Consider the following 19,031-nt stretch of genomic DNA (forward strand, 5'->3'; position numbering starts at 1 on the left):
TTGTCCAGACCAATTCAGGGGCGGCATGCCCTCCACGTGCCCTAAGTCGAGCCCAGAGGGCCTTCGGAACCTTTTTCGGCGCAAGATAGAGCACCACGGAGCGGCGGCGTCTCAAATCGCGAGACCTACTTCGAGTGATCCGCATCACGATCACAACAAGGGGGAGTAAATCGCTTACGCAAATGCCGAGTTCACGCCCCGAACCTAAGCATGGGCACGACGACGAGCGACTGGCCACTCACCTTGGCATTCGCGTCGGCCAGATCGCGAGAATCCACCCTCACGCAATGCGCACCCCTAAACAGGCGCACCTCCCCCGCGCCGCCAGCGTCGGCGCCACAAGGAGGTTATCGTCTATCTGACGAAATTCGCGTATAGTGCTGCGCAGGCGATGGCATCGTCGCCTCGGGAGCCGCTTGCTCAGCAGCGAGGAGCACATGACCATGGCATCTGATATGACGTCAGCAGACGGCGCGATCGTCGCCCCGCTTCCACTGCCCGCTGGAACAGCCATGAATCCGGCAGTGGCTCTGTCACTCAATGTCCATGCCAGTCCGGGCGTGTACGCGCTCCTGCTGGGTTCCGGCGTCTCCCTTGCCTCAGGAGTGAAGACGGGCTGGGGTATCGTCCAAGACCTCGTCGGCAAGGTCGCTGCGGCACATGATCCTCACGACTCAGACGTAGCCCAGTCTGCTGCCGAGAATCCTGAGAGCTGGTGGCAGGAGAAGTTCGGAGAGGCACTGAGCTACTCCGGACTCCTGGCCGCCGTCGCCCCGACCTCCGCCGCACGACAGGCACTGCTCGCTGGGTACTTCGATCCTGACAAGGACGACGAGGAGGGCGACGGCAAACTGCCTACTGCTGCACACCGCGCCATCGCACAGCTCGTCAAACGCGGCAGTATTCGGGTCATCCTGACCACGAACTTCGACCGGCTCATGGAACATGCGCTGCAAGAGGTAGGAATCTCACCGCAGGTCGTCCACAGACCAGACCAGGCAACGGCCATCAAGCCATTGGCACACAGCACTGTCACGATCATCAAACTGCACGGCGACTACGCAGACCTCGACCAGCGCAACACCGTGGACGAGCTCGGCACCTACCCGGAAGCACAGCAGCGGCTATTGGATCGGATCTTGGATGAGTACGGACTGATCGTGTGTGGTTGGTCCGCCGACTGGGACAAGGCACTCGTGCATGCCGTGGAAGGTACGCGCTCGCGCCGGTACCCAATGTTCTGGTCCCAGTACGGGGCTTTGGGCAGCGCGGCCCACGGGCTGACGGCGCAGCACTCAGCCGCGATCGTCCAAGGCATGACCGCGGACGAACTGTTCACCGACTTGCTGCGGCGGCTCGAAGCGCTCGACCACATGTCAGCGCCCCCCATCAGCCGGGACATGGCTGTCGTACGTCTCAAGCGCTCGCTCCCCGACCCTGTCCGCCGAATCGAAGTCTTCGATCTCGTAGACCAAGCCGTCACTGAGATCGTCGATAACTCCACGTTCGAGCGTCGCCCGCTCGGTGGCGTGAACTACAGGGACAGGGTCGGAGAGTATCGAGCAGACAGCGACACTCTGCTGCATCTGCTTGCCAGTGGCGCCTTCCACGATGACGGTAGCCACGACGGCGTCTGGCTCCGTGCACGGGACCGGTTGGCTCGGATCCGCAATAGCTTCTCCGGCTCGTTCAATGACGCGCTGGAAGCTCTGCGGCACTACCCAGCTCTACTGGCCACTTGGACCATGGGGGTTTCCTTCGTCCTAGCTCGCCGTGAGGAGAACATCGCAGGTCTACTGACGCAGTCTCCCTGGACGCCAGTGTTCGGAGACAGAGAGCCTGAGAAACCTGCTGTCTACCTGAACCCTGGCAGGGTCCTCAACGGCGAGCTCATCAATGGCATTTTCAATGCGGACACGGGAACTCGCTACCTGTACCCGCAGAGTCGCCTGCTCCGGCAGGAAGCACGGGAGGCTCTACGGTCGATCGAACCCGATGACTCCGCTTACGAGTTCGCCTGTAACAGGTTCGAATTCCTCGCGTCCATGATGGCTCTCGATTTGGGAACGGGCTTCAGGGCCTATCCGTGGGCAGGTGAGTTCCTGCTCGAATCCAGCTGGGGTTACGGCAACAACGGCTTGGCCACTGCCATCGAACAGGAACTGACTCCTGCTTGGCCTCTGCTTCAAGGTGGGGCATTCGAAGGTGATCTCCAACGCGCGAAGGATGCCTACGCGGCCCTTGCCGAGTGGAAGTCCAAGAACCCTCGCTGGTAGGGAAGCTCAGCGCACCACAGACAGCCTTGGCCGGCCCTCAGCACCTCTCGGCTGCCCGCCTCCATCCTGCGCAGTGACAACTAGGCCGAAGATCAAGTCATTCAGGTCAGCCGGCCGAAGGTGTAGGTCGCGGGCCACGTCTGCGGGGCGGGTGCCTTCGCTGCGCAGGGCGGTGAACACCTTGCCCAGCACCTGGGAGGTCTCGCGGGCGACTCCGCTGTAAGGCTCCGACTTGCGGTAGCCGAGACGCCCGAGTTCCACGCAGTGGGTGCGGTACTGCCATTCGGTGGTCAAGCCCAGTTCGTGCAGCCGGTGTGCGAGCGCCATGGCAGCGACCCTCCAACGGCGCTTGGCCTGGAGGATCCAACTCGTGCTCACGCCATGCGGCGCGTGGGCGAGGACGTCCGCCCGCGGCATGAGGAATGCAGCTGCGAACCGGTGCGCTTCCGCCTCGGCCTGTGGGCCGTGTGGCATCTGTTCCTCACCGTGCAGGACGAGGTGTCCGAGTTCGTGGGCGGCGTCGAAGCGCCCGCGTTCCGCTGTCTTCTCAGTGCTCAGCAGAACGAACGGGATCCCCCGGTCCCAGAAGGAGAACGCGTCGACTTCAGGACAGTCCCTGGAGAGGGAGAAGACGCGGACGCCGTGCGCCTCCAACAGGTGCACCACGTTCGGGATCGGTGCGTTCCCGAGCCCCCAGCGTGCGCGCACCAGGGAGGCCGCTTCCTCCGCTGGGACGTCTGTGCCGGCCGCCTCCCCGGGATGGGGAATCTGATCCTCGTCCGAGCCCAGGCGACTGAACGAGGTCAGCGACGGGATGTCGGGGGCAGGCAGGCGGAAGTGCGCGCCCATCCAGTCCTGCAGAGCGCGCGCCAACCGTCCGGAGCTGAGGGCGATGTCCCGTTGGGAGGCGGTCATCTTGCTCAGGGCACGGAAGCTGACCGAGTCGACGGTCAGCTCGGCGACCTCCTCGGCGCTGAAGAAGGAGGGGGGGAACTCCAGCGCTGTTGCGATCGCCTCAAGCGACGGAGGGCTTGGAGTGGCCCGTCCGTTCTCGAAGTCGGACAGCCTGCGTGGCGTCAGGCCGGCCATCTGGGCGAGTCGGGTGACGGTCAGCCCTCGGCGCTTGCGCGCCAGGGCTAGCCGGGATGCGGTGGTCATAGGAGGAGCCAAGTGGAGAGGTCTGGGCGGGACGGTCAGGGCAGGCGCTCGATCGGGATGTCGATGCCGCCCTGGTCGTCGGCATCGTCGACGAACGGAGTGAAGCCCTCGAAGTCGATCCAGGGGAGGATGATCCGCTCGTACCAGCTGCTGATCTTGCCACGGCTGCCCGGGGCGTTCGGAAACGAAAGCTCGGCGTGCAGCCGCGTCCCCTGATCGGTCTTCGAGTGGTGGTAGAGCAGGAACCATGTCGGGATGCCGTTACCGGCTTCCTGCGCCTCGGGCTCCACCTCGGTTTCACCGAACAGCAGGAGCTGCCGATTAGCCTCCACCCGCTTCATCACCGCGTTGCCCTTCGGGTAGCGGGTGGACGGCGTGAGGGCTGAGTATCCGGTCTCCGAGCTGCCGCTGGAGGCCGCGATGGCGAAGTCGCCGGAGGGTGCGACGAGCAGTGGAACGTTGCTGGGGCTGGCGCTGGTCCAACCCTCCGGGATGTACGTCTCCCGCAGGAATCGAATCGTGCGACCCCAGAAGATGTTGCCGGGCAGTGAGACAGGATCCAGCGGCGTGCAGAAGTTGCGCTCCGATTCGGCCCGACGCAGGGCGCCGTCGATCCCCTGGACCGAAAGACCCAATTCAGCCAGCCGGTCACGGACCTGGCGGTCCTCCGCATGCACCACGGTCATGCCCTACCTCCAGACACACCCCACTCGACTTCCGGAAATCTTCCCTCAAATGAGGTTGGAAATCAAGAAATGAGCCTGGTCAGTGCCGTAGAGGTTGAGGTGCGCAGCCTAAGCCGGTGCCCCATTCTCCGAAACTGGCAGCTCAGAGGACGGGCCCGGCCGGTTTGACCGGACGGGCCCCGTACGGACACCAGGGTGTTACGCCTCGTGGGCACTCTGCCGGTCGCCAGCTGCCTCACGGAGCTGTGCGCGTACCTCGGCGTCGATCCCCTGCGCCAGCCTCCGCTGGTGCTTCACCGTCGAGTGCTGGTAGATCAGCTGAGCGCGCTCGGAGGACTGGCCGGCGCGGACCATGAGGTCCTTCAGCTTGGCGCCGGTGTCGGCGGCGAGGGTGTTGCCGGTGTGGCGGAGGTCGTAGAAGCGGAAGTTGTCCGGCATGCCGACCTTGGTGCGCGCCTTGCGCCACTTGCGGCCGAAGGTCGAACGGCGGAAGGGGGCGCCCTTCTCGCCGACGAAGAGAAGGCCATCCGGCTCCTTTTCCGCGAACCATTGCAGGTGCCGGCGTAGCTCGGGCTTCAGGAAGTCCGGCAGGTAGATGGTGCGCTTGCCCGCCCGGGTCTTGGGGTCGCCGGTGACGCGCTTGCCGTTGGTCAGCTCCGGGGACGCCTGCGTGATGCGCAGCGAGCATTCGTCGAGATCGACACTGCGGCGGCGCAGCTCGGCCAGCTCCTCGGGGCGGAGGGAGGCAAAGGCGCCCAGCAAGACCATGAGGCGCCAGCGCGGACCCATGGCATCGGCGATGTCGAAGACCTGCTCGACGGTGGCGATGGGGCGCTCATCGGCCTCCTCCTTGCCAGCACCCTTGATGCGGCACGGGTTGCTGCGCAGAAGGTCGTCGTCCACCGCCGTCTGCAGGATGGCCTTCAGCAGGCGGTACGACTTGGCGACCGTGGTGGCACCGGTCGCCCTCAGGCGCTCGGCTCGCCATGTGCGGACGGAGGGAGGGGTGATCTCGTCCAGGTCCTTGCCTCCGAAGGTCGGCAGGATGTGCAGGCGCAATAGGCCGTCGTAGCGGTCGACGGTGGTGGGGGCCAGGCCGCGCTCCTCCTTCCAACGGAGTGCGTATTTCTCGAAGTTGACCGCGCCGGCGTCCGGGTCGCGCCAGTGGTTGCGTTCGATGTCGGCGCGGGTGAGGTTGAGCCAGTCCTGGGCGTCGGACTTGGTCTCGAACGTCTCCGGTGCGGTGTACCGCTGGCCGTCGGGGCCTATGTAGCGGGCCTGCCACCGGCCGGAGGGGAGCTTGCGTGTCGTGCCGAACTCGCGTCGCCGCTGGGGTTTGCGCCCCGCCATCAGGCCGCCTTCCCGTAGCGGGCACGGGTGCGGCGGACCGGCTCGACGGTGCGTGCGTCGATGTACTCGGCGACCGCGCTCTCGGGGATGCGGACGGGTCGGCCGAGCTTGACGTAGCGGATACGGCGCTCGGCGACCAGGCGGCGGATGAAGCGCTCGCCGGTTCCGAGCATCTCGCCTGCCTCGGCCACTGTCAGGAGGCGGTCAGCCATTGGTGATCACCTCCTTCGGGGCCGAGCGCTGGATACGAGCACGGGCAGGGGCAGGGGGTATTGCGGGACGGTGCAAGGGCGGTGGGTCCTCACTCTTCGGTGACAGGGGAAAGCCGAGCCTCGGTGTGGCGGGTGGGGCTTCAGGCGGTGGGGCGACCGCGCAGGAGCACAGGGGCTGAGACCTCAAGCGCCTCGGCGATCGCGATGAGGTCGTCGACGTCGCATCGGCGCTGGGCGCGTTCGATGCGGGACAGCATGGTGTTGGACATCGGGTGGCCGAGGGCGGTCACGCGGCCGGCGAGCTGGCGTTGCGACAAGCCTCGTTCGGTACGGAGGATTTCGATGGTGCGGGCGGCCCGTATCCCTGCGGGCCCTATTTCCAATGAGCGTGCTGCCATGACTCCATTTGTAGCGTCCATTCGCCGGTTTGGTTAACCGGCGATCGTCGTCTATGTTGCGCTCCGCAGTTCGGCGCGGAGAGGCTTCATGAGGGTCGAGAGGTATCGAAAACCGGCACCTCGATCGACACTCTGAGGATGCTCTGACGTGGGGTGTTGTGTTGTAACTTGCGTCCGCAGCAAGGGTCAACGGGTTCTCGATGTGATGCTTCTGGCTTTATCTGACGGTGCATTATTTCGGCAACCGGCGATCCGGGTTTATGATTTTGAGGATGCCTCGCAGAACACGTTCGCCGTCAGCTGTCTGATTTCCCGGCGGAATGCTGGACTTGTGCGGCATCGATGTGGCTGTCTTGGCTATACGACGCCACCAGCCCTCCCCGTGCCCCTCACCGAGGCTGGGAGCAGATCCCTCTCCGTGCACCGCCCTACAAGGGCGACCGCACTTCCCCGCCCTGACCTAGGAGCCGCCGCCCGATGAGCTACGACGCCCGCGAATGGGTGTGGGACCACAGCCTCAGCAAGGGCACCGCCCGCATGGTCCTCGCCTTGATCGCCGACCGGTGCCTCGACCGGCACTGCGTCGCGTACGCGTCCGTGCCCACCCTCATGAAACGCGCCAACGCCTCCCGCACCGCCGTGCGCGACGCCTTGAGGACGCTGATCGCCAGCGGCGAGCTGGTGCAGCTCGCCGACCGCAAAGGGCCACGGGGAGAGACCTACTACCAGCTCCCGGTAGCCGCCCGATCCCTCGCCGAACAGGCCACGGAGGGGGATCAGATTCTGACCCTCGGGGGGTCGGAATCTGACCCTGCCGAGTGCTTCGAGGGGGGATCGGAATCAGCCCCCAGGGAACGGAATCCGACCCTCAGGGGGTACGGATTCCGACCCGAGGGCGGTGCAGATTCCGACCCCCAGAACAGAAGAGAACCGAAGGTGAACGGTAAGAGCAGCAGCAGCTCTGCCCCGCTCATCTCCGCCACCGAGTGGCAGATCGACCACGACGCCCGTGACTGGCTGCGGCATCACGGCCACCTCGACCGACTCGGCGAGCATGCCCTGCACGCTGCCGACGAAAAGTGGCGCTCGTACCGGGCGATGTCGGCACCGCGCTCCGCCACCGCCTGGGCTGCCGACTGGCGCGCATGGATCGCCCGGGAGCGCACCCCCGCCCCTGACCGCCCGAACCTCTACGCCCTGCCCGGCGGCACCCCCGCACCGCAGGCCGGCATGACCCGCGCCGAGGCGCACATGGCCGCCCTGCGCGCCGCCCTCGACGAACCGACCGGAACGTAAGGAGTCACCCTGGAACGAAACGAAGTCGCCGCCGTCCTGGCCTACATCGGCCGCCTCGACCCCCGCACCATCCGCCCCGGCACGGGCGAGGCCCGTGACCAGATCGCCCAGTGGCACGAGCTGCTCGGCGACGTGCCCTTCGCCACCGCCCATGGCTGGGACGTCCGCGAGGCGGCACGAGCTCACGTCCTCGCTTCCCCGTACGTGATCCTGCCCGTGGACGTCGCCCGCAAGTGGCACGCCTACCGGCGCGACCGCCTCAACCGCCACACCGACCCCACGCCGGCCGCCGACCCGGACGACTGGGCAGCCTGGCGGAACGAACTGGTCACCAGCCGACAGGCGGTCGCCACCGGCACCGCTGAACCTTGGACGCACCGACAGATCGCCAGCGGCAGCCCGCACCCCGACGTCGAAGCCCGCCTCGCCGCCGTCGGATCGTGCATCCCGCCGACCATCCGCGCCGAACTCGCCCGCTACCGGCCAGCTCGTGCTGCCCGCGAGGCCGCCGTCGCTGCTGGACATGCCGACGCTCTCGGCGTCCCGTGCCGGTGGTGTCATGCCGACGCGGGTGAGCCCTGCCGCAGCCGGCGCCTGGGGCTCGACGGCAGCGCCCGAGGCAACGCACCCCGCACGAGGCCGCACCCCACCCGCGTGGACCTCGCTGTGGCGGAGCTAGCCCGGCAGCAAGCCGCGTGACCCGCAGCTGCCGTATCGGCGTCGACGCCTGACCAGCGGCCACCTCCGGCATCCCCGCTTCCCACCGCCGCCCATCGGCAGCGCCCACGTCCCACCACGCCGTGCACGCGACGCCGCGATCACGCACCCGGCCCCTCGCTGCACTGGAGGACTGGCTGCCGCCCACCCGATCGCGGCCAGTCCAAGCTCTCTCCTCTCGGTCCCCCCCACCTCTGGAGATATCTGACTTGCCCTCCCCCATCGCCCTGCTCCGCGCTCGCCACGGCCGCCGAGCACCCGCACCCGCCAGGGGCCGTCACGTGAAGCGCAGTGCACGCATCACCCTCGTCGTCGGCCTGGTGGCCGTCGTCCTCATGGCCTTCCGGGTCTCATGGAACGCCCTGTCCGACGTGGCCCGGGCAATCGGCGCCGACCCCACCGCCGCCCTGCTCTACCCGATCGTTGTCGACGGGCTGATGGCCCTCGCGCTGGTCGCCACACTCGTGCTGACCGGTAACGACCGGAAGTTCGCGCTGCGGGTCCTGGCGACCTACACAATCGCCAGCCTCCTGCTGAACTACGTGCACGGCCTCGTTCCGGCCCTGCACACCGGGTCGATCCGGTGGGGCCGACTGGCCGACTGGGCCCCTGCGAACTGGGCCCTCGTACTGCTGGCGACCTCGCTCCCGGTCGGGTCGATCTACTTCGGGTCGGACCTCGTGGCGAAGGTGCTGCACCACAGCCCCGAGTCGGCTGACCCTGCCGAGGCGGCCTCGGCCCAGTCGGTTGGTCAGCAGCCTGACGGGTCGGCAAGCGAGCAGGCCGCACGATCGGCTCCTGACCAGGCCGAATCAGTTCTCGAACAGCCGACCGAGTTGCCCCCTACGAAGGTCGCCGAGGCGTCCGCAACAAGCCCGACCGAAGCCGACAAGTCGGCCCCCGCTACCCGACCGCCCCGGACGGCCGCCGAGGTGGACTCGGCCGGAGCCACCCCGCGTCGGGCGACCGGTCGGCTCCACACCAGCGCCAAGCCGACCCCCGACCGCACCCGCACCGACGCCGAAGTCCTCCACGAGGCCCGGCTCCTGACCGCCGGCTGGAGCGACGACCGGCTGACCGCCGAGCGTCTGCGCAGCGAACTACGGATCGGCCAGAAGCGGGCCCGCACCCTGCGCGACCAGCTGCAGGCCGAGCGCACCAGCCCGGCCGAGCCCGTCGCGTACGAAGGCTTCGAGACCGAGCCTCTCGACGGACTCGACGAAGCCTCCTCCCGGCCCCAGAGGCAACTCGACACGGCTCCCGCCAACGCAGCCTGACGCCTGTGTTCGCCCTGATCGGCCCACCCTTCCGGCTCACCTCGTGTCCCCGTGCAGCCAAGCGCGGGGACACGAGGGCCGCGCACAGCGAAGCACTCGCCACCAACCCCGCGGAGAACTACCCATGCACGACCCGCACCACGAACCCTCCACCCCTCAGCAGGAGATGACCACTCCCGCCCCAGACGGCAGAGCAAGTTGGAGGTTCGGACACTCCCCCGCAGGGGGAGCGTCCGAACCCGAGCCCGCCCCGGGGGTGGCGGGGCCCGTCCGGCACCAGGGGGCGCCGGACGGGAAGGCTGCGGCCGAGGGCGGACCGCAGCCAGGCAAGGCCGGCCGCAAGGGCAAGGCCAAGCCCAAGAAGGGGAAAGCGCGTCCACGTGACAAGAAGCAGCGCCCCGCCCACAGCGTCCGCCTCAACGACCTGGAACTCGCCATCATCCAATCCGGTGCCGACCACGTCGACATGAGCGTGGCCGGGTTCCTGGCCCACTCCGGTCTGGCCGCCGCCCGGGACCAGTCGCGGACCGCCGCCGCCATCGCCACCGAGCGCGACATCCTGACCGCCCTGTTCGGTGTGCGCCGTCAGCTCGGCTGGGCAGGCAGCAACGTCAACCAGGCTGCCAAGGCCCTCAACTCCGGTGCCGACGCTCCGGAGTTCGCCGCCGCCCTCGCCGATCTGCAGCGCGCCGCACAGGCGGTCCAGCGGGCGGCGGACAGGGTCGCCAACCGGCAGGAGGATCAGGCGGCTTGATCCCCCGGATCCACAAGCAGGGCAGCAACAGCCTCGGGCTCCTGCACTACCTGTATGGCAAGGGCACCCACGAGGAACACGTCGACCCGCACCTGGTCGCCTCCTTCGACGGTTTGGCCCCCGACCCCGGCCGCGACCCGTCCACGACGAAGAAGGACCTCGCTCACCTGCTCGACCAGCCCCTCGCCCTCCTCGCCCCAGACCAGCGTCCCGACAAGCACGTCTGGCACTGCTCGGTGCGCGCCGCCCCCGACGACCCGATCCTCTCCGACGAGCAGTGGGGCGACATCGCGCGCCGCATGGTCGCCGCCACCGGCATCGACCCCGGCGACGGCGCGGGCTGCCGCTGGGCCGCGGTCCGTCACGCCGACGACCACATCCACATCATCGCCACCCTCGTCCGCGAGGACGGCCGCCGCCCCGACCACCACCGCTCCGGCAGACGCGCCCAGGACGAAGCCCGCCGCATCGAGGTCGACTACGACCTGCACCGCGTAGCTGTCGGCGACGGCACTGCGGCCAAGAGGCCAACGAGCGCGGAGCGCCACAAGGCCGAACGCGAAGGCAGGGACCGCCCAGCACGTGAGGAACTGCGGGAGACCGTGCGCCGGGCAACGGCGGGCGCGACGAGCGAGGAGGAGTTCTTCGAGCGGCTGGCCGCCGCCGGCCTACTGATCCGCAAGCGCGTCGCCCCCTCCGGCGACCTGCTCGGCTACAAGGTCGCTCTCCCCGACGACCGCAACCGGGAGAAGGAACCGGTCTTCTACGCAGGCTCCACGCTGGCACCCGACCTGTCCCTGCCCCGCATCCGGGAACGCTGGGCGGGCGACGCCTCCTCCCGGAGCACCGACACGTCCCCAGACGAGAAGGGCCAAGCCCCGACATCCAGTGGCCCGGCGATGGCTCGACGGCGGACTGCCTCCGCCGTGTGGCAGGCGTTGCTGGTTGTCGATGACGGTGAGGACGCCCAGGTGGCCGCGCAGATCACCGCGGCCTGTGAGGTCCTCGACGCGCTCGCCAAGACCTCCGCGGCCCACACCCGGGCCGAACTTCGCGAAGCGGCCTTCGCCTTCGAGCGGGCCACCCGTTCTCACATCAAGGCCGAACGCGGGCACGACCGCGCCCTGCGCCAGGCCGCGCGCGACCTTGTCCACAGCGGGTCCGCTCTCGGCCGCGGTGAAAACGGCGCCACCACCGCTATGGCCATCGACATGCTGTTCTTTCTCGTCACCGCTGTCGCCCACTGGCACGCAAAGAAGAGCCACGCCCAGCAGGCCGCTGCCGCCCACCAGGCCGCCGAGCACCTGCGTACCGCCTACCGGGCCGCCGCCGACATCCCGTTGGGTGCGCTGTACCTGCGGGGCCGGAATCTGTCCCAGCCACTGCGCCAGAGACAGGCTGCTCACCTCCGCCAGGCAGTGCCGGAGCTGGCGGAACAGGCTCTGGCTGAGCCGGGCTGGTTTGCGCTGGCCGCCACGCTCGCCGACGCCGAGGCCGCCGGACACGACCCCGCGGGGCTCCTGTCCGAAGCGGCTGGACGGCGCGAGCTTGCGACCGCGGACTCGGTCTCCGAGGTGCTGACGTGGCGGCTGCGCCGGATGGCAGATCTCCCCGCCGACGCCACCGCGATGCCTCAACGCACCACCACCGCGGCTCCGGGCAACGGTCACGCCACTCCGTCTTCGGCGAGTCGAAGCGATCAACCCCGCAGGGCGCGCTGATTCAGCACATGCGCCGAGCCCCTCTGCCAAGGTCAAGGCGGAGGGGCCAGGGCCTTGGGGGGGGGAACCTGGGCCTCAACGAACGTCTTCTCCAGGTCGGCATCCACGAGCCCAGAGGGAGCCGGAGACGATCACCGGAACCGTTGCGGTGAGAGCACACAGCCCGTTCCGCCTCGGAACACCAAACCCGTTCCGCCTCGGAACACCAAACCCGTTCCGAATCGGAACACCAAACCCGTTCCGAATCGGAACACCACGGCCGTTCCGAATCGGAACACCACGGCCGTTCCGAACAGGAGCTGCGGCGCGTTTCCTGAGAGAACAGATCGAGCGCACGCCCAGGGCCTGCGCCTGGTCCAGCCCGTACGCGAGTGGGCCGCCTCCGTCCTCCGCGTTCCAGCGCACCCGAGATCGCCGAGGCGGTGGGGAACGAACCGGGCTGGCCCGCCTTGGCCGCCACAGACACCCACGCCTACCACGCCGGCCACAACCCCCGGGAGCTGCTGACCGAAGCCGTCGCCCACCGCGAACTGGACACTGCGGGGTCGGCCAGCGGCGCCCTCGTCTGGCGTCTGCGCAACATCGCCGACCTGCCCGCCGACGCGGTCGAAACACCTTCCGCTCGGCCCACGCTCCACAGCACACCGGCCTCGTCCCTCGGCGCCGCTCGGCTTCCCGGTCAAGGCGGCGCACCGCAGGGACACCGCAGGTAACACCGCTGCGGAGGCGCCTTTCGGTCAATGTTCGACCCTGGCGCCTCCGTGCGCAGCTTGTGCGGGTTTGCGGTATGGCGGTGCTTCCTGTACCCGAGGACGATGCCCCTCTGCGTCCGCCGCTGATCGTCGTGGCCGGCCGCCAGGAGACACGGGGGTGGGAACTTGTCATACGCGGAGCACCAGTCGGTGTTCTCGGCACCCGCAGTGCCCTTGGGGACGGCGGCCAATGCCGGGGAGATGATCAGGCACGGGGCCTACACCGAGGGCGTCACTCGCCGGTTGAGCGCGGTCGCCTTCGCCCGTACGGACTGGCTGGCCGTGCTCCGTGACTTACTGGCGCAGCTGTGGAAGAACCTGAAGGCCGCCGTGCGGAAGCGTCTGAGATGGCTCTTCCCGGCCAAGGAGGCCGAGAAGGCTGCCGGTTCGTCGGAGCCGAAGCCGCCAGAGGTGGTGCTGGGTGAGGACTACGCGGTCTGGGTGCGCCGTCGGATCAAGAAGTCGGCGCGGCCAATACCTGTCTACGGCTTCCATCAGGAGCCGGTGGTGCACGCGTGCGATCGTGCCATCCAGCACATGCGAAGACGCCGAGTGGCTGTCGTGGCCGCGGTCGCGGTCGTTGTCTGGCAGGCCATCGCCGGCGCCTTGACTGCCGGCTGGGCCATCCTCGTCCTGCTGGCCGGGTTGTGGGGCGTCTACCTGGCCGAGCGCTACCTGGCCCAGCTGCGGCTCAACGCCCTGCTGGCCGGAGAACTCCACGCGCCTTCGACCGCAGTGCAGGCTCACGCCCTGCCGTACCTCCACGAACGTCGCGCAAACGGCGATCGGCACCGGTTCCTCGGGGCGGGGCTTCAAGCGTGGCACGAGGCCGTCATCGGCATCGACGTTGAGCCAGCCCCCGAGGGCCAGGACGCCGAAGACGACAGCGCAGTACCGCTTCCGGGCCTCGGCTCACCGGCACAAAAGCCAGCTCAGCCCGACATGGCCGAGGTAGCCAAGGCCGTCCTGGACGCGCTGGCGAAGCACAACAAACCGGTGGCCCGAAAGCCGCTGAAGCACTTCACGGCTGCTCAGCTGCACGCCCACATCGCGCGCCGCCTGCACGATCCGGCGCCCTCCCATCACCGTGATCATCCGAAACTGCGCGTAGAGGTCATCGGGATCGCCGGCATCCACCACGAGCGCTGGGAGCAGATCGACGACGACGCCTGGCGCAGCCTGCACACCCTCGCCTTGGACAACATCGGCGACAAGCCCGCCGAGGAGGTCGCCCGCCGCTACATCTGGGCGCGGGTCACCGCCTGGAACGGCGACCTCGTCGCCGCCATACTCGTCCACTTCGCCTACCAGGGCGGCTTCCTGCGCGTCACCGTCCGCCCACACATCATGGGCCCGCTCAACCCGAAGGTCGCCGGGCTCGCGCCCGCAGATCCGCGCAGCCTGAAATGGTTGGGCCGCACCGCGTTCAACGCCCTCGGCGACGTCTACGTCGGACTCGACCGGCTCATACGCCGCAAGGCCCGCAAGCGCCCCGAGCTCGACCCGGGCAGCGGGCCGGTCAGTCTCCGCGAGGTCTACAGCCTCCGCTGGTTGGAGGACATGCACATGCACGATGACGCCCGCTACTACGTGCAGATGATGCAACGCCGGGTCTTCGACTCCACCGAAATCTTCCTGCGCGACCACAACGTCGACATCGCCGCCTACCGGCAACAGTCCACCGCCATCTACAACTTCGGCGTCATGAACGGCGGCACCATGACCGGCGCCGTGCAGGCCACGCCGTTCTCCGTCAACCCCTCCATGACGAACTGACCCAAGAGCCCGCCAGGAGCCCCCGCATGCGCACCCGCCGCCAGCCCGACCCAGTACCGAACGGCCCCAACTTCGGCATCATCAACACCGGCAACATGACCGGCCCCGCCCAGGCCGCGCCGTTTTCCCAGAACGCCACCCAGACCAACAACATCACCAACGAAGCCGTCGAAGAGGCCCGCGACAGCATCGACGACCTGCGACGGCGCCTGGAAGAACTGCGCAGCCAATACCCCGAGGTGGACGGCGCCCTGCGCGACCTCGACATGATCGCCCCGAGGCTCGAAGAACCCGATCAGGACCCCGGCACTCTGCGCTACATGCTGCAGAACCTCGTCGAACGATGCGGAGGCATCCCCGGCGTCCTCGCCGCAGCCCAGCTCGTCCAGTCCACCGTCACAGCCCTGCTACCCGGATCTTGAGGCTGCTTCATCACCAGGGTGACGCAGTTCGAACCGACAGCCGTCCTGCTGGCGTGCTTCTGAGCAACCGAGGGTTTGCCTCTGCCTGTGAGGGGGCGGTTTGGACGCGCACCTCCGTTCTGTCTTCTGGCGGGCACGAGAATGTGCCTCCGATCGGGGGGATCAGCGACAAGCTGCCCGCCGACGGATCCTCTGGGCGTCGTCAGTTACGGCGGACAACGGTGAGTCGGCCCTCGGCGCTCTTGGGCACGGTGTGGCGCGGCACCGGGTCCGGTGAAGCGAGCGAGGAGGCGAACGCGGCGACCAGGTCGTGGGGGACGCTGGCGCTGAAGGCGGCGCACCACAGATACGGAGCGCCCAGGACGGGTTCCCCCCCCCCACGCCTGCCAGCCCGCCAAGTCAGGGCGCGGGTCGGCGTCCTCGATGAGCGGCGGCAGCATCTCCAGGGAGACGGAGGCCGAGAATCCGGGGTCCGTGGCGGTGGTGCGGGGGCGGTCCACGTCGCGGATCCAGCCCCTGGCGGTGAGAGCGGCAAGGACCTTCTCGGGCCCCGCGAGGCCGGTATCGGGCTCCTCACGGGCGTCCATCGCCACGAGGAGATCAGCGAGTGCCTCGTACGGGACGCCAGTAGTGAAGTACGCATTCCACTCTGGCATCACGGACGTGGCATGGGAGCGGGCGCTCAGCTGCCAGGCCACCGGCAGGCCGCCCAGCTCGAATGGGTAGGCCGCGAGGATCCACTCGGCGCCGCACAGCCCGTTGGGGCTGATGTACAGCAGGGTGTGGCGGGCTGTGGGCCACATGCGCCAGCCGAGGCTTGCCAGGGTGTCGCCGATCCGCTCGGCGAGCGCGTCGTCATCGCCGGCCAAGTGGCGCGGGGTGACCCAGTACACCAGGTTCGGCGGTTCGGGGCGGAAGAGATTGCTGGGGTGGTGCGATTGCAGGGCAGCTCCGTAGGCTCGGGGACAGGTCAATGAAGGTCGTTGACCTGGGGGTTTGGAAGGTCGTCCACGTTGACATGCTTGTTCGCAGTGCACCAGTACTTTGGGGATCTTCCCTGTCTGCCTCCGGCGAACTGGTGATCCGACGACGCGGACCGCATCCACACCCGTGAGCCGTCGAGCAGGTCTCCCTGCTCGGGTGTCTGACCGAAGTCCTGGCAAGTTTGGGCAAGTTCCTGGCTTGATGGCTCGGACGCGGGCAAGCTCTGGCACAGAGATCGTTACCGGCTTCCGAGGAGGACATCATGGCCCTGCGCAAGCTCGGCAAGGACCCGGAGAGTCCCAGTGGCGGCTCGCCCACCATCTACCTCGACGAGGAGAAGGACAGCTACCTCGTGCAGGGGTGGAAGGTGGAGGACGCAGAGCGCCTCGGGCAAATGGACATCCCCGGGCACGAGTCGGTGGTGGAGATCCCCCGTCGCATGGTGCAGTTCTTCTTGGAGGTGAAGCAGGATGACGAGGCCCCCGACGTTTGAGGAGCTGTTCCGCAACTGCCAGAGGACCGCGGTCCACCTGGAGATGCGCGACGCCTACATGAAGGCGGACCCGGCCTTCATCGACTGGAAGGCCGGCGTGGTCCTCGATCCCGCCGAGCGCTGGGCCGACTGGCACGCCATCGTCACGGAGGCGACCTCGCGAGGCGTCGAGGTCCGACGCGCCCGCGTCGTTTCGACGCCGGTCAGCGAGTACATCCGCTTCGAGTACGACGTGACGGACGGCCTCAACATCGCTGCCGGCGAAGGCGTGCGGTGGCTCTCGCGACGCAACGCGACCGACATCGCGCTGCCGGGCAACGACTTCTGGCTGTTCGACTCCAGCCTCGTCCTCGTCAACCACTTCGACGGCGAGGGCGAGAACATGGAGGTCGAACTCACGGAAGACCCGGAGGTGGCGAAGCTGTGCGAATCGGCCTTCGAGGCCGTGTGGAATCGGGCTACACCTCACGCGCAGTTCGACCTGGCCTGATAGCTCGAACGGCACCCGCGTACCGACATGACATCGCCGTCTTCGAGCGTCCAGGAAGCCCGCAAGGCGCTCGGACAACGCCTCGCCGAAATCCGGAAAGCAGCCGGACTCACCAAGCGAGCACTGGCCCAGGGGCTGGGTTGGCATGAGTCGAAGGCTTCGCGCTTCGAGAGCGGCGCCCGCGCCCCCTCGGAGCGCGACCTTCGTGATTGGTGTTCGGCCTGCGGCGCGGAGAGTGAAGCAGAGGACCTCGTCTCGACTGCCCGCGGAATTGAGGGCATGTATGTCGAGTGGCGCAAGATGGAGCGCCATGGGCTCAAGTGGGCTCAGGAGTCCGTGGTTCCCCTCTGGGAGCGCACCGAGCGCTTTCGTATTTACTCGCCCTGGCTCATCCCCGGTCCGGTGCAGACGGCGTCGTACATCACCGCCCTTCTGACCTCTATTCGCGACCGCCGTGGGCTCATCGACGATGTGCCGGCGGCCGTCAAAGTGCGTGTGGAGAAGCAGCAGGTCGTCTACGGGAACCACAAGTTCGCCATCCTCTTGGAAGAAAGCGTTCTGCGGTATCGCATCGGTGGCACGGACGTGATGGCGGGCCAACTCGGCTACCTGCTCAGCGTCATGGCCCTCCCGTCCGTGAGCGTCGGCATCATTCCCCAGGACGCCGACCGTTCGGGCCTCTGGCCGGTCGAGGGATTCTTCCTCTACGACGACGAATTGGTGAACGTCGAATTGATCTCGGCTCACCTCACTGTCGTCCAGAAGCACGAACTTGCCATGTATGCCAAGACGTTCAGCGAACTGGCCGAACTTGCCGTCTACGGCCCCGCCGCGCGTGAACTCATCACTGCCGCCATCGAATCTCTAGGGTGAACGCCCGGCAAGTTTCGGCACACTCATGGAGCCCCATCCAACTCCCTTCCTAGCTTTATAGGCACAGCTGAAAGCGTGCTCCGGAGGGGCCAGAGATGACTGTGGCAAGTACGGGCAAGACATTCGAGACGGCCGAGGACACTGAGGGCGACGACACCCTCATCGACGTAGAGGCGATCTCCTCGCGAACGAATGCCGTCCTCGGCCTGCGAATGGACACTACGACCCGCGCGGAAATGGACAGGCAGTTGCCGACGACCGCTGGTCAACTGAACCGGCTGCTCCGCGAGGATCTGGGCGCCGCCGACGACAGCGAGGTGCGGCAACTGCTCCGCGAGGGGACCAGGCTGGTCGACCTCACAAACCGACCGACCGCCGAGACGCCCACCTTCGGGACGTACCTCTACCTCCGCGATGTCGCCCTCCTGACCCAGCGACTGCTGTGGATCTACGCCGAGCGGAACGGGCTGGATGCCCCGTGAGCGTCAGGGACGACCAGATCATCCGGGAGCTCTCCCACTACATCCACGAGCATCCCGCCGACAGGATGGCGCTGCTGCCGATCTACGACGCGGCCCGCGATCACTCGCGGCGCCGAGCCTGCACCCACGGCCAGCGCTGCCCCCTGGTGGTCACGGGAGCCGTCGTCGTAGACGAAGGCAACCGCGTCCTGTGCCTGAGGCACAGGGACGGCTATGCCCTCGCGGAGGCGGAGCCGGAGGATGTGGACGACTCCCTCAGTGAGGCGGCTCTACGCCTGCTGGCCGAGGAGGTCGGGATCCGGGACGTATGGACGCAGCCCGGCGCCGAGGGCCCCTTCCTGGTGGACGTGACCCGGCCGGGGCAGCACAGGTACGGCCCCCGTCTCCGGGTCGGCATCCGTTACCTCTTCCGGGCCCATTCGGGCGCGGTCCTCCCTTCGATGATCGAGACGGGCGCAGCGGCCTGGGTGCCCTTCACCGAGATAGGCATTCCCTCAGTCCGCGATCGTGTGGAGCAGCACCTGATCGGAGCGCGATGAGTCCCCGAAGCCAACAACTCGCCTACGTAGTAAGCCTCATCGCAATCGGCGGCTCCCTCCTGCTCGGAATCTGGAGGGACTGATGTACGAGCGCAGGACCAAGGAGGCGCCCTCCATACCGCCTCCGCCTCGCGGAACCATGGGAAGCACCCGGCCGCCGAGCGATGTCCGCATCGGTGACTTCGTCTACCTCGACGGCGTGTACCGCCGAGTCCGGGACATACGGTCGGCCGGCACCGCAGCCCACCGCGTACTGATCTTTGCCGGGCGGAAGCCCTTGATCATGCGAGAAGCCCGGATCACATACCGGCCCATCGACTTCCGCTGACCTGCCCTGTTCGGGCACCCCATCGTCACCCTCACCTCAAGCATGCG

General features: G+C 67.8%; 20 protein-coding genes and 1 pseudogene. 15 read left to right on the plus strand and 6 right to left on the minus strand.

From position 1 onward, the window contains the following. Positions 1–437: 437 nt before the first annotated feature. Positions 438–2,276 (plus strand): SIR2 family protein, encoded by a 1,839-nt coding sequence (locus ACZ562_RS05235; protein WP_471174286.1) that lies wholly within the window; start codon positions 438–440, stop codon positions 2,274–2,276. A gap of 6 nt (positions 2,277–2,282) precedes the next feature. On the opposite strand, the gene ACZ562_RS05240 is transcribed toward ACZ562_RS05235, so the two are convergent. The 5 genes from ACZ562_RS05240 to ACZ562_RS05260 form a co-directional block, all read right to left on the minus strand. Further along, positions 2,283–3,434, minus strand: coding sequence for a helix-turn-helix domain-containing protein (locus ACZ562_RS05240; protein ID WP_471174287.1), 1,152 nt, complete (start codon positions 3,432–3,434; stop codon positions 2,283–2,285). Between the two features lie 35 nt (positions 3,435–3,469). Then, a complete protein-coding gene (locus tag ACZ562_RS05245; protein ID WP_471174288.1) occupies positions 3,470–4,120 on the minus strand; it encodes a hypothetical protein in 651 nt (216 codons plus the stop codon). Positions 4,121–4,318: 198 nt separating this feature from the next. Continuing rightward, positions 4,319–5,470, minus strand: a complete 1,152-nt coding sequence (locus tag ACZ562_RS05250) for a tyrosine-type recombinase/integrase (RefSeq protein WP_471174289.1) — start codon at positions 5,468–5,470, stop codon at positions 4,319–4,321. Continuing rightward, positions 5,470–5,682: a helix-turn-helix domain-containing protein gene (locus tag ACZ562_RS05255; protein ID WP_443304769.1), complete on the minus strand. Its 213-nt coding sequence runs from the start codon at positions 5,680–5,682 to the stop codon at positions 5,470–5,472. The genes ACZ562_RS05250 and ACZ562_RS05255 overlap by 1 nt, the downstream gene beginning before the upstream one ends. A 140-nt stretch (positions 5,683–5,822) precedes the next feature. Next, positions 5,823–6,080: a helix-turn-helix domain-containing protein gene (locus ACZ562_RS05260; protein ID WP_471174290.1), complete on the minus strand. Its 258-nt coding sequence runs from the start codon at positions 6,078–6,080 to the stop codon at positions 5,823–5,825. 477 nt (positions 6,081–6,557) lie between these two features. Between ACZ562_RS05260 and ACZ562_RS05265 the strand changes: the two genes are divergently transcribed. From ACZ562_RS05265 to ACZ562_RS05300, 8 genes are all read left to right on the plus strand, one after another. Further along, positions 6,558–7,376, plus strand: coding sequence for a helix-turn-helix domain-containing protein (locus tag ACZ562_RS05265; RefSeq protein ID WP_471174291.1), 819 nt, complete (start codon positions 6,558–6,560; stop codon positions 7,374–7,376). A gap of 9 nt (positions 7,377–7,385) precedes the next feature. Beyond that, the gene (locus ACZ562_RS05270; protein WP_471174784.1) at positions 7,386–8,075 is read left to right on the plus strand and encodes a zinc finger domain-containing protein; all 690 of its coding nucleotides are present in this window, start codon (positions 7,386–7,388) and stop codon (positions 8,073–8,075) included. Positions 8,076–8,428: 353 nt separating this feature from the next. Continuing rightward, complete coding sequence (locus tag ACZ562_RS05275) at positions 8,429–9,370, plus strand: DUF2637 domain-containing protein (RefSeq protein WP_471174786.1); 942 nt, start codon at positions 8,429–8,431, stop codon at positions 9,368–9,370. A 124-nt stretch (positions 9,371–9,494) separates the two neighbouring features. Beyond that, on the plus strand, positions 9,495–10,124 hold the full coding sequence (locus ACZ562_RS05280) for a mobilization protein (protein WP_471174292.1): 630 nt from the start codon (positions 9,495–9,497) through the stop codon (positions 10,122–10,124). After that, positions 10,121–11,845: a relaxase/mobilization nuclease domain-containing protein gene (locus ACZ562_RS05285; RefSeq protein ID WP_471174293.1), complete on the plus strand. Its 1,725-nt coding sequence runs from the start codon at positions 10,121–10,123 to the stop codon at positions 11,843–11,845. The genes ACZ562_RS05280 and ACZ562_RS05285 overlap by 4 nt, the downstream gene beginning before the upstream one ends. 422 nt (positions 11,846–12,267) lie before the next feature. Beyond that, positions 12,268–12,558 carry a hypothetical protein gene (locus tag ACZ562_RS05290; RefSeq protein ID WP_471174294.1) on the plus strand — a complete coding sequence of 97 codons (291 nt, stop codon included), beginning with the start codon at positions 12,268–12,270 and terminating at the stop codon, positions 12,556–12,558. A 240-nt stretch (positions 12,559–12,798) separates the two neighbouring features. Next, complete coding sequence (locus ACZ562_RS05295; RefSeq protein WP_471174295.1) at positions 12,799–14,373, plus strand: hypothetical protein; 1,575 nt, start codon at positions 12,799–12,801, stop codon at positions 14,371–14,373. A 26-nt stretch (positions 14,374–14,399) separates the two neighbouring features. Next, positions 14,400–14,795 (plus strand): hypothetical protein, encoded by a 396-nt coding sequence (locus tag ACZ562_RS05300; protein WP_471174296.1) that lies wholly within the window; start codon positions 14,400–14,402, stop codon positions 14,793–14,795. A 202-nt stretch (positions 14,796–14,997) separates the two neighbouring features. On the opposite strand, the pseudogene ACZ562_RS05305 reads toward ACZ562_RS05300, so the two are convergent. Further along, positions 14,998–15,688: pseudogene (locus ACZ562_RS05305) on the minus strand (SPDY domain-containing protein). A gap of 353 nt (positions 15,689–16,041) precedes the next feature. Between ACZ562_RS05305 and ACZ562_RS05310 the strand changes: the two are divergent. The 6 genes from ACZ562_RS05310 (at position 16,042) to ACZ562_RS05335 (ending at position 18,984) form a co-directional block, all read left to right on the plus strand. Beyond that, positions 16,042–16,272: a hypothetical protein gene (locus ACZ562_RS05310; RefSeq protein WP_443304782.1), complete on the plus strand. Its 231-nt coding sequence runs from the start codon at positions 16,042–16,044 to the stop codon at positions 16,270–16,272. Then, positions 16,250–16,762: a DUF6879 family protein gene (locus ACZ562_RS05315; protein WP_471174297.1), complete on the plus strand. Its 513-nt coding sequence runs from the start codon at positions 16,250–16,252 to the stop codon at positions 16,760–16,762. Before ACZ562_RS05310 ends, ACZ562_RS05315 begins: the two co-directional genes overlap by 23 nt. Before the next feature lie 27 nt (positions 16,763–16,789). Beyond that, positions 16,790–17,635, plus strand: coding sequence for a helix-turn-helix domain-containing protein (locus ACZ562_RS05320; protein ID WP_471174298.1), 846 nt, complete (start codon positions 16,790–16,792; stop codon positions 17,633–17,635). 95 nt (positions 17,636–17,730) lie between these two features. Further along, a complete protein-coding gene (locus ACZ562_RS05325; protein ID WP_471174299.1) occupies positions 17,731–18,117 on the plus strand; it encodes a hypothetical protein in 387 nt (128 codons plus the stop codon). Further along, the gene (locus ACZ562_RS05330) at positions 18,114–18,656 is read left to right on the plus strand and encodes an NUDIX hydrolase (protein ID WP_471174300.1); all 543 of its coding nucleotides are present in this window, start codon (positions 18,114–18,116) and stop codon (positions 18,654–18,656) included. The genes ACZ562_RS05325 and ACZ562_RS05330 overlap by 4 nt, the downstream gene beginning before the upstream one ends. A 139-nt stretch (positions 18,657–18,795) precedes the next feature. Further along, entirely contained in the window at positions 18,796–18,984 is a 189-nt protein-coding gene (locus ACZ562_RS05335) for a hypothetical protein (RefSeq protein ID WP_471174301.1), read from the plus strand. The last annotated feature ends 47 nt before the right edge of the window (positions 18,985–19,031 follow it).

Source organism: Streptomyces sp. NPDC040410, from assembly GCF_055595715.1.

What these genes read in the sequence shown, in the direction of transcription:
- ACZ562_RS05235 (WP_471174286.1), top strand. Translation starts at nt 438, where the DNA reads ATGACCATGGCATCTGATATGACGTCAGCAGACGGCGCGATCGTCGCC.
- ACZ562_RS05240 (WP_471174287.1), bottom strand. Translation starts at nt 3,434, where the DNA reads ATGACCACCGCATCCCGGCTAGCCCTGGCGCGCAAGCGCCGAGGGCTG.
- ACZ562_RS05245 (WP_471174288.1), bottom strand. Translation starts at nt 4,120, where the DNA reads ATGACCGTGGTGCATGCGGAGGACCGCCAGGTCCGTGACCGGCTGGCT.
- ACZ562_RS05250 (WP_471174289.1), bottom strand. Translation starts at nt 5,470, where the DNA reads ATGGCGGGGCGCAAACCCCAGCGGCGACGCGAGTTCGGCACGACACGC.
- ACZ562_RS05255 (WP_443304769.1), bottom strand. Translation starts at nt 5,682, where the DNA reads ATGGCTGACCGCCTCCTGACAGTGGCCGAGGCAGGCGAGATGCTCGGA.
- ACZ562_RS05260 (WP_471174290.1), bottom strand. Translation starts at nt 6,080, where the DNA reads ATGGCAGCACGCTCATTGGAAATAGGGCCCGCAGGGATACGGGCCGCC.
- ACZ562_RS05265 (WP_471174291.1), top strand. Translation starts at nt 6,558, where the DNA reads ATGAGCTACGACGCCCGCGAATGGGTGTGGGACCACAGCCTCAGCAAG.
- ACZ562_RS05275 (WP_471174786.1), top strand. Translation starts at nt 8,429, where the DNA reads ATGGCCTTCCGGGTCTCATGGAACGCCCTGTCCGACGTGGCCCGGGCA.
- ACZ562_RS05280 (WP_471174292.1), top strand. Translation starts at nt 9,495, where the DNA reads ATGCACGACCCGCACCACGAACCCTCCACCCCTCAGCAGGAGATGACC.
- ACZ562_RS05295 (WP_471174295.1), top strand. Translation starts at nt 12,799, where the DNA reads ATGATCAGGCACGGGGCCTACACCGAGGGCGTCACTCGCCGGTTGAGC.
- ACZ562_RS05300 (WP_471174296.1), top strand. Translation starts at nt 14,400, where the DNA reads ATGCGCACCCGCCGCCAGCCCGACCCAGTACCGAACGGCCCCAACTTC.
- ACZ562_RS05310 (WP_443304782.1), top strand. Translation starts at nt 16,042, where the DNA reads ATGGCCCTGCGCAAGCTCGGCAAGGACCCGGAGAGTCCCAGTGGCGGC.
- ACZ562_RS05315 (WP_471174297.1), top strand. Translation starts at nt 16,250, where the DNA reads ATGACGAGGCCCCCGACGTTTGAGGAGCTGTTCCGCAACTGCCAGAGG.
- ACZ562_RS05320 (WP_471174298.1), top strand. Translation starts at nt 16,790, where the DNA reads ATGACATCGCCGTCTTCGAGCGTCCAGGAAGCCCGCAAGGCGCTCGGA.
- ACZ562_RS05325 (WP_471174299.1), top strand. Translation starts at nt 17,731, where the DNA reads ATGACTGTGGCAAGTACGGGCAAGACATTCGAGACGGCCGAGGACACT.
- ACZ562_RS05335 (WP_471174301.1), top strand. Translation starts at nt 18,796, where the DNA reads ATGGGAAGCACCCGGCCGCCGAGCGATGTCCGCATCGGTGACTTCGTC.